Annotated in this window: 11 protein-coding genes; 3 read left to right on the forward strand and 8 right to left on the reverse strand. The window is 65.9% G+C overall.

The genetic code is table 11. The annotated features are described in order from the left end of the window. Positions 1-120: 120 nt before the first annotated feature. From dmpG to RA210_RS13475, 5 genes are all read right to left on the reverse strand, one after another. Positions 121-1,152 (reverse strand): 4-hydroxy-2-oxovalerate aldolase, encoded by a 1,032-nt coding sequence (gene dmpG, locus RA210_RS13455; RefSeq protein WP_201486790.1) that lies wholly within the window; start codon positions 1,150-1,152, stop codon positions 121-123. Positions 1,153-1,162: 10 nt separating this feature from the next. Then, positions 1,163-2,083: an acetaldehyde dehydrogenase (acetylating) gene (locus RA210_RS13460; protein ID WP_201486791.1), complete on the reverse strand. Its 921-nt coding sequence runs from the start codon at positions 2,081-2,083 to the stop codon at positions 1,163-1,165. A gap of 25 nt (positions 2,084-2,108) precedes the next feature. Next, complete coding sequence (locus RA210_RS13465; RefSeq protein WP_201486792.1) at positions 2,109-2,900, reverse strand: fumarylacetoacetate hydrolase family protein; 792 nt, start codon at positions 2,898-2,900, stop codon at positions 2,109-2,111. A gap of 79 nt (positions 2,901-2,979) precedes the next feature. Next, entirely contained in the window at positions 2,980-3,753 is a 774-nt protein-coding gene (locus tag RA210_RS13470) for a glucose 1-dehydrogenase (RefSeq protein ID WP_201486793.1), read from the reverse strand. 40 nt (positions 3,754-3,793) lie between these two features. Next, a complete protein-coding gene (locus tag RA210_RS13475) occupies positions 3,794-4,774 on the reverse strand; it encodes a flavin reductase (protein WP_201486794.1) in 981 nt (326 codons plus the stop codon). 157 nt (positions 4,775-4,931) lie between these two features. Between RA210_RS13475 and RA210_RS13480 the strand changes: the two genes are divergently transcribed. After that, on the forward strand, positions 4,932-6,365 hold the full coding sequence (locus RA210_RS13480; RefSeq protein WP_201486795.1) for an aldehyde dehydrogenase family protein: 1,434 nt from the start codon (positions 4,932-4,934) through the stop codon (positions 6,363-6,365). 160 nt (positions 6,366-6,525) lie between these two features. Here the strand turns inward: RA210_RS13480 and RA210_RS13485 are convergent, their stop codons facing one another. From RA210_RS13485 to RA210_RS13495, 3 genes are all read right to left on the reverse strand, one after another. After that, a complete protein-coding gene (locus RA210_RS13485) occupies positions 6,526-8,679 on the reverse strand; it encodes a KAP family P-loop NTPase fold protein (protein WP_201486796.1) in 2,154 nt (717 codons plus the stop codon). A 472-nt stretch (positions 8,680-9,151) separates the two neighbouring features. Then, positions 9,152-9,883 (reverse strand): TrmH family RNA methyltransferase, encoded by a 732-nt coding sequence (locus tag RA210_RS13490; protein ID WP_201486797.1) that lies wholly within the window; start codon positions 9,881-9,883, stop codon positions 9,152-9,154. Between the two features lie 10 nt (positions 9,884-9,893). After that, positions 9,894-11,531: an NAD(P)/FAD-dependent oxidoreductase gene (locus tag RA210_RS13495; RefSeq protein WP_201486798.1), complete on the reverse strand. Its 1,638-nt coding sequence runs from the start codon at positions 11,529-11,531 to the stop codon at positions 9,894-9,896. 197 nt (positions 11,532-11,728) lie between these two features. Between RA210_RS13495 and rlmE the strand changes: the two genes are divergently transcribed. Then, entirely contained in the window at positions 11,729-12,349 is a 621-nt protein-coding gene (rlmE, locus tag RA210_RS13500) for a 23S rRNA (uridine(2552)-2'-O)-methyltransferase RlmE (RefSeq protein WP_136489528.1), read from the forward strand. A gap of 191 nt (positions 12,350-12,540) precedes the next feature. Then, positions 12,541-13,728, forward strand: coding sequence for an acyl-CoA dehydrogenase family protein (locus tag RA210_RS13505; RefSeq protein WP_201486799.1), 1,188 nt, complete (start codon positions 12,541-12,543; stop codon positions 13,726-13,728).

The raw sequence follows: 13,728 nt of genomic DNA on the forward strand, positions 1-13,728 counted from the left end.
TGCCGTCACGGCGCCCGGCCGGTCCGGTCGGGGGATGGCCCGGCCGCGCAATACACCCCGCGCGGCCGGGCGGATACCACTAACCGGCCTGGCGCCTCGGCGGCGCCAGGCCGGCGACGCTCAGACCGGCAGGCCGCGCTGGCGGGCCATGGTCATCGCGGTGTCCTCGATCATGTCTTCCTGGCCGCCGACCATGCCGCGGCGGCCCATCTCGACGAGGATCTCGCGGGCCGACACGCCGTACTTCTTCTCGGCGCGCTTGGCGAACAGCAGGAACGAGCCGTAGACCCCGGCATAGCCCATGGTCAGGGCGTCGCGGTCGCTGCGGATCGGGAAGTCCATGATCGGCACCACCAGGTCCTCGGCGACGTCCTGGATGCCGAACACGCTGACGCCGGTCTCGATGCCCATGCGGTCGCACACCGCGACGAGGATCTCCATCGGCGTATTGCCGGCCCCGGCGCCGAGGCCGGCGCAGGCGGCGTCGATGCGGGTGGCGCCGGCGCCGATGGCGGCGATGGAGTTGGACACGCCCATCGACAGGTTGTGGTGGCCGTGGAAGCCGATCTCGGTGGCCGGATCGAGCACTGCGCGCAGCGCGGCGACCCGCGCGGCCACGTCGTCGGGCAGCAGGTAGCCGGCGGAGTCGGTGATGTACACGCAGTTGGCGCCGTAGCTCTCCATCAGCTTGCCCTGCCTGGCCAGGCCTTCGGGGCTGTTCATGTGCGCCATCATCAGGAAGCCGACGGTGTCCATGCCCAGCTGGCGGGCGATGCTGATGTGCTGCTCGGAGACGTCCGCCTCGGTGCAGTGGGTGGCCACGCGGATGGTGGACACGCCCAGCTCGTGGGCCATGCGCAGGTGGTCGACGGTACCGATGCCCGGCAGCAGCAGGGCGGAGACCCTGGCCTGCTTCATCAGCGGGATCACCGCCGACAGGTATTCCTCGTCGCTGTGCGCCGGGAAGCCGTAGTTCACCGAGCGCCCGCCGAGGCCGTCGCCATGGGTGACCTCGATCAGCGGCACGCCGGCGGCGTCCAGGCCGCTGGCGATGTCCTTCATCTGCTGCAGGCTGATCTGGTGGCGCTTGGGGTGCATGCCGTCGCGCAGGCACATGTCGTGGACGGTGATTTTCTTGCCGCGAAGATCCATGGTCGGCTCCTTAGGCGAGGGCGGGTTGCGGGGCGAGGGTCAGTTCGCCCTTGAGGATTTCCTCGGCGAACATCTCGGCGGTGCGCGCGGCGGCGGCGGTCATGATGTCGAGGTTGCCGGCGTACTTGGGCAGGTAGTCGCCCAGGCCCTCCACCTCCATGAAGATCGACACGCGGTTGCCGTCGAACACCGGGCCGTTGACCAGCTTGTAGCCCGGCACGTACTGCTGCACCTGCTCGATCATCGCCAGGATGGCGGCGGTGATCGCCTCGCGGTCCGGCTCCGACTCGGTCAGGCAGTGCACGGTGTCGCGCATGATCAGCGGCGGCTCGGCCGGGTTGATGACGATGATCGCCTTGCCCTGCTTGGCGCCGCCGACCTTCTCGATGGCGCCGGCGGTGGTGCGGGTGAATTCGTCGATGTTCTTGCGGGTGCCCGGGCCGACCGACTTGGAGGCGGCGGTGGCGACGATCTCGGCGTATTCCACCGGCTGCACGCTGGACACCGCCGCCACCAGCGGGATGGTGGCCTGGCCGCCGCAGGTGACCATGTTGACGTTCATCGCCCCGGCCTTGAGGTTGTGCCTGAGGTTGACCGGCGGCACGCAGTAGGGGCCGATGGCGGCCGGGGTCAGGTCGATCATCAGCACGCCCAGCTCATTCAGCTTGCGGCTGTTCTCGGCGTGCACGTAGGCGCTGGTGGCGTCGAAGGCGATCTGGATGTTGTCTTCCAGCACGTGCGGCAGCAGGCCGTTCACGCCCTCGGCGGTAGTCTTCAGGCCCATCTCGCGGGCGCGGGCCAGGCCCTCGGAGGTGGCGTCGATGCCGACCATCCACACTGGCTCCAGCACCGGGCTGCGCTTGAGCTTGTAGAGCAGGTCGGTGCCGATATTGCCCGGCCCGATCACGGCACATCTGATCTTCTTGGTCATGGTTTCGCTCTCGAAAAGGGGGACATCAGGGCACGAAGCGCAGCGAGGCTTCGCCCAGGCCGCTGAGGGAGAGGTGGATGCTGTCGCCGGCAGTCACCGGCACCAGCGGGGCGAGGGCGCCGGAGAGGATCACCTCGCCCTTGCGGAACGGGATGCCCAGCTCGCCCAGGGTGTTGGCCAGCCAGGCCACCGCCGCGCAGGGATGGCCCTGCACCGCGCTGCCCAGGCCGCTGCCGGCCGGTTGGCCGTTCTTGCTCATCTCCAGGCGCACGGCGGCGAGATCCAGGCTGCGCGGGTCGATGCGCTGCTCGCCGAGGGCGAACACGCCGCAGGAGGCGTTGTCGGCCACGGTGTCCTGGATGCGGATCTTCCACTCGTGGATGCGCGAGTCGACGATCTCGAAGCAGGGCACCACCCAGGCGCTGGCGGCCAGCACGTCCTCGGCGGTGATGCCGGGGCCGGTCAGGTCCTCGGCGAGGATGAAGGCGATCTCGCCCTCGGCGCGCGGCTGGATCAGGCGGTGCTCGGCGAGGCTGACATCGCTGCCGTCGGCCACCTGCATGCGGTCGGTGAGGAAGCCGAAGTCCGGCTGGTGGACGTTGAGCATGTCCTGCACGGCCTTGCTGGTGACGCCGATCTTCTTGCCGATCACCTTCTCGCCCTGGCGCTCGCGCTGGGCGAGGAAGCGCAGGGAGATGCGGTAGGCGTCGTCCAGGGTGATGTCCGGGTGGCGCTCGGTGAGCGGCGCCAGGGTGCGCCGGTCGCGCAGGGCGGCGAACAGCTCGTCGCCGAGGGTGTCGATCAGGGATTCGTTCATGCGATTGCCTTTTTGTAGGGGCGAATTCATTCGCCTTGCCGGGGCATGTGGGCGAATGAATTCGCCCCTACAGCGTCTTTCAGCCCGGCCAGACGCTGTTCTCGGCGCCGCCGTCGACCTCGAGGATCTTGCCGGTCACCCAGCGCGACGCCGGGCTGGCCAGGTACAGGGCGGCGCAGGCGATGTCCTCGACCTCGCCGAGGCTGCCCAGCGGGGTGCCGGTCTCCATCGCGATGCGCATCTCGGCGGGCATCACCCGCTGCAGGGCATCGGTGAGGATCGGCCCGGGGGCGATGCCGTTGACCCGCACCTGAGGGGCGAAGTCCTGGGCCAGCAGACGGGTCATCTGGGTCAGTGCTGCCTTGGCGGTGCCGTAGGCGCTGAACTGGCGCTGGGCGTAGCGCGCCGCGCCGGAGGTGATGTTGATGACGTTGCCGCCGCCGGCCTCGCGCATGTGCGGCACGCACAGCTGGGTGAGGTGGTAGGCCGAGGTGACGTTGAAGCGCAGGATCTCCTCCAGGCGCTCCGGGGTCAGCGTCAGCGGATCGTTGGGGCCGGCGCCGCCGGCGTTGTTGACCAGATGGGTGATGCGCCCGAACTGCTCGCGGGCGGCGGCGATGAGCGCCTCGCGCTGCGCGCTGTCGTTGACGTCGCAGGTCAGCGCCAGGGCGCGGCGGCCCAGGGCGCGGACCTCGTCGGCCACGCCCTGCACGTCGGCCAGGGTGCGCGCCGCGCAGACCACGTCGGCGCCGGCTTCGGCGTAGGCGAGGGCGATGGCGCGGCCGATGCCGCGGCCACCGCCGGTGATCACGGCGACGCTGCCGTCGAGGTTGAAGCGCTGCAGGATGTTCATGGCGTATCTCCTTGTCGTTGTTGTCGGTCCGGGAAAGGTTTCAGCGCGCCGCCCACAGGTCCGGCAGGCCCGGATCGGTGGCGGCCACCAGGCGCTTGAGCAGCACCTTGAGCGCCATCACGTCGCCGGGCTCCAGCTTGTCGGCGACCTCGCTCTCGACGGCCTTGGCCAGTGCGATCTCGTGCAGCGAGCGTTCGCGGCCGGCAGCGGTCAGCAGGTAGCGGCGCTCGCCTTCGCCGTCCTGCTCGCCGGCGATCAGGTCGCTGCGCTCCAGCTCGGCCAGCGTCTGTGCGCTCACCCGGTGGCCGGTGTAGGCGACGAAGGCGTTGAGCTCGTCGAGGGTCAGGTTGTCGCTGATGCACAGCACCGAGAGGATGAAGAACACGTGCTCGTCGAGGCTCTGCGCGGCCAGCAGGCGGCGCAGGCTGTCGAGCATCTGGTAGTGGGCGCGGCCGAGCAGGTAGCCGAGCAGGTCCTCGGTGTAGCTGCATTCCGGCGGCGGGGTGGCGCCCAGGCGCAGCTCGTGGCGCGGCTTGCGCGCGGCCAGCGCGTACTGGCCGCTCTGGAAGGCCAGCGGCGGCCGCTCGCTGCTGTCGAAGGCGAGCACCTCGCCGACGAAGATCACGTGGTCGCCGCCCTCGTACTGGAAGGCGGTGCGGCACTGGAAGCGCGCGGTGCAGCCGGGCAGCAGCGGCGCCGGGCCGATGCCGTCGTCCAGCTCGATGCCGGCGAACTTGTCGCTGCCCTGGGTGGCGAAGCGCCCCGAAAGCGGCTCCTGCTCGGCGGCCAGCACGTGCACGTTCCAGAAGCGGCTTTCGCTGAACGCCGGCAGGCTGCGTGCGCTCTTGGCCAGGCTCCACAGCACCAGCGGCGGATTGAGCGACACCGAGTTGAAGCTGTTGGCGGTGATGCCGACCGCCTCGCCCTCGGCGGTGCGGGTGGTGATGATGGTCACCCCGGTGGTGAAGGTGCCCAGGGCGGCACGGAAGGCCTGCGGGTCGAAGGTAGCCGGAGCGTTCATGCTCTGCCTCGCGGGTTCGGGGGATGGTGCACAGAGTATTCGCAGCGCAGGCGGGACGTGGCATCGTCTCTATGGACGAGGCGTCGGCAAGGCGGCCCTCGCCACTATCGCCGCAGGGCGCCGCACCGGCCGCCGCCGCAAGGATCGAGGAGGTTCGATGAGTTCCGTGATTACCACTGTCGAAGGGCTGGCCGCGCTGCTGGCTGCGCAGAAGACCGCCTTCATTGCCGAGGGCGCCGTCCCCGCAGGCGAACGGCGCCGGCGCATCCAGCAGGTGATCGACCTGCTGGTGGCCTGGCACAAGCCGCTGGCGAAGGCGATGGACGAGGACTTCGGCAATCGCCCGGCGGGCTTCTCGCTGATGAACGACGTGCTCGGCTCGCTGGCCTCGCTCAAGCACGCCCGCGACCATCTGGAGGAGTGGATGCAGCCGCAGGAGCGCCAGCCGTTCCCGCCCTATGATCAGCTCGGCGCCCGGGCGCGGGTGCTCTACCAGCCCAAGGGTTCGGTGGCCATCGTCGGCACCTGGAACGCGCCGCTGTTCACCCTGCTCAGCCCGCTGGCCTACGTGCTGGCCGCCGGCAACCGGGCGACCCTCAAGCCCTCGGAAATCGCCCCGCGCACCGCCGAGGTGCTGGCCGCCGCCTGCGCCGAGCACCTCGACCCGCAGGTGGTCGGCGTGGCCATGGGCGGCGCCGAGATGGCCGAGGCGGTGACCCGCCAGCCGTTCGACCACCTGGTGTTCACCGGCAGCACCGCCATCGGCAAGGCGGTGATGCGCAACGCCGCCGACAACCTGGTGCCGCTGACCCTGGAGCTGGGCGGCAAGTCGCCGACCATCGTCTCGCGCAGCGCCGACCTCGCCACCGCGGCCTTCCGCATCGCTGCCGCCAAGGCCAGCAACGGCGGCCAGCTGTGCGTCAACCCGGACCTGGTCTATGTGCCGCGCGAGCAGACCGAGGCGTTCCTCGCCGAGCTGCAGGGCGCCTACGCCAGCCTGTTCCCGCAGGTGCAGGGCAACCCGGACGTGGTGGCCGTGGTCAACCAGCGCCATCTGGCGCGGGTCGAGGGGCTGGTGGAGGACGCCGTGGCCGCCGGGGTACGCGTCGAGTCGCTGCCCGAGGCTCTGCCGGCCGATCCGGCCGATCGCCGCCGGCCGCTGCGCGTGGTGGTCGATCCGCCTGTGTCCTGCCGCATCCAGCAGGAGGAGATCTTCGGCCCGGCCATGGTCCTGCTGCCCTACGATTCCATCGACGCGGTGCTCGCCGACATCAATGCCCGGCCGCGGCCGCTGGCGCTGTACTGGTTCGGCACGGACGAGGCCGAGAAGCAGCGGGTGCTGGAGCACAGCCTGTCCGGCGGGGTGACCATCAACGACGCGATGATGCACGCCGCCATGCAGGACGCGCCGTTCGGCGGCATCGGCGCCTCCGGCATGGGCCACTACCACGGCCGCGAGGGCTTCCTCGAGTTCAGCCACGCGCGCACGGTGTTCGAGGCCGGCGCCTACGACCCGCGCCGCGAGTGGGGGCTGTTGCCGCCGTATGGCGAGCACTTCCTAGCCGCGATGGAGGCGCAGATCACCCCGTAGCCGGTAGGGTGGGAAACTGCCGGAGGCATTTCCCACCATTGGCGCGTAGATGCGAGGGCCAGTTTGCGGCTCTCGCGAGTGATTGCTGAGGTGGTGGTCTGGAGAGGTCGTGAATGTCCGGGGCGGTGAGTGGCTCGCGGCAGCAATCGGCCAGGAGCGGTCAATCCTCATCGCTGTCAAAATAGTCAGGACTCTTGCCTTGGGATAGCAGTTTGCACTCGCGTACGAATTGCTTCGCGGCTGATCCGTATGGCTCGGCGAAATCGCCTGCGGCCAATAGCGCCTCTGCCCGCTCAGCAAACGCGAGTACATCACCGTATGGTTCGAGGTTCTTTGGTGCCACGCGCAACTGATAGCGCCAGCCGTAGTCTCCAGCACCTTGCGTCCGCACCTCGGATGACTCAGCGGCAATCAATTTAAGGAATCCCTCGTCGCTTATTGCCCCCCTTTTCCACCAATTCGCGACCTCATCTGGATCCCCCCATTGCATCCATCCGTGCAGCAGTACAGCAAGCGAAGGATGATCTATGAAGCTCGCCTCTGCCGAGAGTTGAGTTACACGACGCACCCATGCAGATTTTAAAAAACTTATCTCATCCGCGCTTACGAGCGAGTTCCCCCCTGAGCTCGCGGACTCTTCAGCTTCCTCTGCTAGGGCGCGGAGAATATACTGGCTACATCTAACAGCATGCCCCTGGCTGATAGCATGCGCGAGTATTTGAGATCGCTGTGCAACATCCACCTTTTTTAATAAATGATAAATGATTCGACACGCCCGCGATTCATTGCCAAAGTCAAAGTCGCTACGCAGGCGGTCTGACTTAAGATTTAGTTTGTCGCCGATATCAAGAAGTCCCTCAATAACTGAGCTGGCGTTAACGGAGCTGATATCTTCTTCAACGTGATCCATGATGCGCTCTAAAAGAGCGCGAGCTTTAGAGACTCCATCCCCGCCTTTAATTTCTGCAGCCGACAGGAGTGCAGCAGAAAAGGCTGCTGGATCATGAGCTTCCAAAAGTAGCAAGTCCATATCGGAGCGGCTGATTGCTTCCGATGGAAGCGATAGCCTGAAGTACGCGGGGAAAATGTCAGGAGAGCAAACCCTCAAACTCCGCCGCCACATGCCGGATATTTCTTCACTGTAGTACGCGTTTGACCACACCGATTCTAGTCGTGGGAAGAGCCTCTCAAGCATCTCTTTGGTCGATGCGCGCAAATAATCGGGAACATCTTTCAGCCAGCCTTCGTGGAAAGCTGCTTCACGTGACCTCTCTTCATTTTCGAGATGACCGGTGTGCCCCACAAATTTTTCAGGCGCCATACGGATCGCGTCGTACACGCCAGGCAAAAAAACGCGAAGCGATTCAATAGCGATGAAATCAACAGGGTTCACCTCGCTGACAACAGCTGGATATGTAACGCTTAATGCATTAGTCAGTCGAACGACGTCTCGTGGAACCACGAAAAGAGGAGCAAGCCCTGAGTGGAAGATGTTGGTCCAATGCATGCTGTCGAAACGACCGTCAGGTGTTTGCGACATAACAGCGTCTAGCCTTTTGAACAGCGCTTGACGTAGGACCGTACGATCAACTCGCGGCAACTCAAATGGAACCTGAATGATCTTTTCTAGGTAGCGCTCACCAGGCAATCCAGTTTGTTCGCTTATCGCCCTGGCAGCTACTTCGCGGTCAAAAGCCAGCAGGTACGTTACAAATGGGAAGTTGGCTAGCGCCTTGATTACCGTGAAGAGCTGCCGAACCTCTTCAGGAGCTAAGCGATCAATGTCATCGATAACTACTAAGATCCGTTTCTTTTGCTCAAGCAATAGCCTCGACAATATATCCTTAAGCGCGGGGACATCCTTGGGCTTACGGCCTGCCATGTTAGAGCCGCTTCGTAGGATACCGCCAAGCCAACCCTGGCCAGTGACTGCGCCGACCACGTCACCCACTCCACCCAGCGCCTCTGAGAACTCAGACAGCTTGTCACCGAAGGCGCGAAACTTTTCGTGCTTCTGAGGAAGCACTGCTTGGAGCTGGCCCAGGAATGCTTTGGCCAGATGCTCCTGGCCGGAAAACCACCAAGGGTTGAATGGCACTATGACTGGGCGGTCCTGCTCTGGACATATTTCAAGCTCATGCTGCACATAAGCCAGTACTGTGGATTTTCCAGCCCCCCACGGGCCGTATAAAGCCAACACAATACCATCGCTGTGTTGATAGCTCTTGATAGCATTGGCTAGCGTTCGAGCGAATGGGGCATGACCAAACAGGTCCTGAGATGGGTCGATGGATGGCTGATCAGCTAAAAGCATCGAATAATACTCCGTCATCGTTCAGATGGATGTCTAGCCTTGATATTTGGATGTGGCAGGTGCAGTGTGAAATAGTATTAACCCACCCATAACACTATTTTTTACCACACTTTCTCGAATGGGTTGCATTGTAGCTGACGTAGCTAGCGGATAATGTTCGCTCCTGGCTGGTTTCAGTCAGTCGCCATCGGGCGCGGGGGAAGGCGAACTTCGACAGCATCCGGCAAGCCAGGAGGAATTTATTCGCAGCCAAAGCCCCCCGGCAGCGATGCCGCCGGGGACTTGCTGGTTTTTTGATCGTTCCCACGCTCCCGCGTGGGAACGCAGCCCTCGACGCTCAGCGTCCTCCCGAGGCTGCGCACAACCGCAGACCCTTAGCGACGCGGAGCGTCGCCAGCCAGGCTCCCACGCGGAGCGTGGGAGCCATCAGCCGCGGTGAAGCCCGGCCCCCGCGCCATGCGTTCCGAACCCGTCAGCGACTCAACTCATACGCACACATGTTGACCGTCGTGGCCAGGTTCAGCGATTCGATGCTGCCGCAGCCGGCGATCGTGAAGGGCTGGGCATGCAGGGCGAGCAGCTGCTCGCGGGGCACGCCGCGGGCTTCGTTGCCGAACAGGTAGCAGTCGAAGTCCCTGAAGCTGGCCGTCTGCACGCGTTCGCCCTGCATGTCCAGGCAGGCGATCCGGGCGAAGCGCGTGCGCAGCGAATCCAGCTCGACATCCAGTTCGAGCGGCGTATGGAAGATGGCGCCCATGCTGGCGCGCACCACCTTGGGGTTGTACGGATCGACGCTGCCCGGGCTGAGCAGGCAGCGGAAGCCGCCGAACCAGGCCAGGGTGCGCAGGATGGTGCCGAGGTTGCCCGGATCCTGGATTTCATGCAGGTAGATGGCGCGCTCGTTCGCTGCGGAAGCAGCAAGTGGCGCGGCGGTCTCCGGCATCGGCACCACGGCAAGAATGCCCTGCGGGGTCTTGGTGTCGGCGATCTGCGCCATCTGGCGCTCGCTGATCAGGTGAGTCTTGAACGGGCTTTGCCAGTGCTCGTAGGCGCCGGTCACGTACAGCTGGCTGCGCAGCAGCCGCGGGTCGTGGACCGCGGCTTTCTGCAGCTCCAGCAGCAGGTGCTCGCCCTCCACAAGAAAATGACCGAACTCGGCCCGGTACTTTTTCTGGTGCAGTTTCTTGATGTCGTCGAGTTTCATCGAGGCTCGCTCAGTGGCTCTGCGCGGCGGTCGGTTCGAGTCCGGCCAGCATCGACCTGGCCACCGCTTCGGCGACCTTGATGCCATCCACGCCCGCCGACAGGATGCCGCCGGCATAGCCGGCACCCTCGCCGGCCGGGAACAGGCCGCGCAGGTTGAGGCTTTGCAGGGTCTCCGGGTCGCGGGTGATGCGCACCGGCGACGAGGTGCGGGTTTCGATGCCGGTGAGCACGGCGTCGTTGCGGTCGAAGCCGCGGATCTGCTTGCCGAAGACCGGCAGCGCCTCGCGGATGGCCTCGATCGCATAGTCCGGCAGCGAGGGCGCCAGATCGCCCAGGCGCACGCCGGGCTTGTAGGACGGCTCGACCTCGCCGAACTCGCTCGACGGCACGCCGCGGATGAAGTCGCCGACCAGTTGCGCGGGCGCGCAGTAGTCGCGGCCGCCCAGCTCATAGGCGCGCGACTCCAGACGCTCCTGGAACTCCACGCCGGCCAGCGGGCCGCCGGGGAAATCCTGCTCCGGGTTGATGCCGACGACGATGCCGGCATTGGCGTTGCGCTCGTTGCGCGAGTACTGGCTCATGCCGTTGGTCACCACGCGCTCCGGCTCGGAGGTGGCGGCCACCACGGTGCCGCCGGGGCACATGCAGAAGCTGTACACCGCGCGGCCATTCTTGGCCTGGTGCACCAGCTTGTAGTCGGCGGCGCCCAGCTCCGGATGGCCGGCGTATTTGCCCAGGCGCGCCTGGTCGATCATCGATTGCGGGTGCTCGATACGGAAGCCCACGGCAAACGGCTTGGCCTCGAGGAATACGCCCTGGCGGTGCAGCATGCGGAAGGTGTCGCGCGAGCTGTGGCCCAGCGCCAGCACCACATGGCGGCTGCGCAGGGTTTCGCCGCTCTCCAGCACCACGCCCTCGAGCTGGCCGTCGTCGATCAGCAGGTCGGTCACCTTGCTTTCGAAGCGCACCTCGCCACCCAGGGCGATGATCTCCTCGCGCATGGTGGAGACCACGCCGGTGAGGCGGAAGGTGCCGATGTGCGGCTTGCTCACGTACATGATCTCGTCCGGCGCACCGGCGCGGACGAACTCGTGCATCACCTTGCGGCCGTAGAACTTGGGGTCCTTGATCTGGCTGTAGAGCTTGCCGTCGGAGAACAGGCCGGCACCGCCCTCGCCGAACTGCACGTTGGATTCCGGGGTCAGGGTCTTCTTGCGCCACAGCGCCCAGGTATCCTTGGTGCGCCGCCGCACGTCCTTGCCGCGCTCCAGCACGATCGGCTTGAAGCCCATCTGCGCCAGCAGCAGGGCGGCGAACAGGCCGCAGGGACCGAAACCCACCACCAGCGGCCGCTCGCTCAGCTCGGCCGGTGCCTGGGCTACCGGGTGGTAGCTGGTGTCCGGGGCCGGACGGATGTTCTTGTCATCGGCCAGGCGCGCCAGGATCGACGCCTCGTCGCGGGCTTCCAGGTCGATGATGTAGATGAACAGGATGACGCTGTTCTTCTTGCGCGCATCGTAGCTGCGCTTGAACACGCTGAAGTTCAGCAGGTCGGCGTCGCGGATATTCAGGCGCTTGACGATGGCCGCGCGCAGCTCCTCGGGGGAGTGGTCGAGGGGCAGGGACAGTTCGTTGATGCGAATCATGGGGTAATCCTGGCCGGTGTCTCCGGCAAAGGAAGCAACTGGGGGAGGGGAAAGGCGCGAATTGTAGCTGCTGGCGCCCGCCCCTGTCAGGGGCGGTGCCGCGCCAAGCCCTATCGGCGTATACTTGCCGCCATTTTGCGGCCCCATGCCTCATGCGCTGGCCCGCTTCTCACCTGATTTCCGTGGTTGGCTCCATCATGAAACGCTCCAAAAGCAGCAGCCGCTGGCTGAAAGAACACGTCAACGATCCCTACGTCAAACAGGCGCAGAAGGACGGCTATCGCTCGCGCGCCGCCTACAAGCTGCTCGAGCTGATCGAGAAGGACAAGCTGATCCGCCCCGGCATGCTGGTCATGGATCTGGGCTCGGCGCCCGGTGGCTGGTCGCAGGTGGCGGGCCGTCTGGTGGGCGACAAGGGACGGGTGCTGGCCAGCGACATCCTGCCGATGGACTCGCTGGAAAACGTCGACTTCATCCAGGGCGACTTCACCGACGACAAGGTGTTCCAGCAGATCCTCGACAAGCTCGATGGCCGGCAGCCCGACCTGATCATCTCCGACATCGCCCCCAACATCAGCGGGGTTGCCGCCGCCGATCAGGCTTCCTCGATGTACCTGGTCGAGCTGGTCCTCGACATGGTTCGGCAAGTGCTCAAGCCGGGCGGCAACTTTGCGGTCAAGGTGTTCCAGGGCGAAGGCTCGGACGAGTTCCTGAAGGATGTCCGCACCTCGTTCGAAAAGGTCGTGGTGCGCAAGCCCGATGCCTCGCGCTCCCGCTCGAGCGAGGTGTATTTCGTGGCCAAGGGCTTCAAAGGCTAAGCCAGCCACGTCACGCCGCTTCCGACTCCCCATCCCACGCCCTCCAAGGCCCGGCCCAGCGCCGGGCCTTTTGCTGTCCGCCGTCTGCATGCTTCTGCCTAGTCCGGTTTGACGATGAGCGCAGCCGGGCCGCGCCCGATGATCGAAGCCATGAGCAGATTCGCTCGATGAGATCGACGGAGGAGTTGGCGATGCATGTCATGCGAGAGAAAACCGCGGTAGAGATCGAGCTGATCGCTCGCGCCCGCCGCCTGGTGCCCGCCCTGCGCGAGCGGGCCGAGCGGGCCGACCGCGAGGGCAAGGTGCCCGACGAGACCATCCGCGAGATGCAGGAGGCCGGCCTGTTCCGCGCCCTGCAGCCCAAGCAGTGGGACGGCTACGAGGTCGACCCGCGCACCTTCTTCGAGATCCAGATGACCCTCGCCGAAGGCTGCATGTCCACCGCCTGGATCTACGGCGTGATGGGCGTGCACCCCTGGCAGCTGGCCCGCTACCCGGTCGAGGCCCAGCAGGACGTGTGGGGCGAAGACACCAGCACGCTGATCTCCTCCACCTACATGCCGGTGGCCAGGGTCACCCCGGTGGAAGGCGGCTACCGCATCAGCGGGCGCTGGGGCTTCTCCAGCGGCAGCGAGCACTGCCAGTGGTGCCTGCTCGGCGGCGTCCTGCCGGCCGATGGCGACCTGCCGGTCGAGCACGGCACCTTCCTGGTGCCGCGCAGCGACTACCGCATCGAGAAGAACTGGGACGTGCTCGGCCTGCGCGGCACCGGCAGCCACGACATCGTGATCGAGGACGCCTTCGTCCCCGCCCACCGCGTGCAGCGCACCAACAACGCCAGCCTGGCGGCCACCCCGGGCCGCGAGGTCAACACCAACCCGATCTACGCGCTGCCCTTCGCCCAGGTGTTCACCCGCGCGGTGTCCAGCTCGTGCCTCGGCGCCCTGCAGGGTGCGATCAACGAGTTCCGCGACAACGCCGCCCGCCACATCGGCAAGCACGGCGCCAAGACCGCCGAGGACCCGGTGGCGCAGGCCGCGGTGGCCGAGGCGATCACCACCGTCGATGCCTTCAAGCTGGTGCTCGAGCGCAACTTCGCGCACATGCTGGCGCTGGCCGAGAAGGGCGAGATTCCCGACACCGAGACCCGCCTGCTGTACCGCTACCAGTCCGCCCAGGTCACCAATATCTGTGCCGAGCGGGTCAGCGACCTGCTGCGCTCGATGGCCGCCTCCGGCCTGTACAACACCAACCCGGTGGCGCGCACCTTCCGCGACCTGCACCAGGCGCGCGGGCACATCTCCAACAACGTGGCCGCCTACGGCCGCAGCTACGGCGCGGTGCAGCTCGGCCTGCCCAACCCCGATCCGTACGTCTGA

Origin of the sequence: Pseudomonas sp. OF001 (assembly GCF_904426495.1) — a bacterium.
Classification (GTDB): Bacteria; Pseudomonadota; Gammaproteobacteria; order Pseudomonadales; family Pseudomonadaceae; genus Geopseudomonas.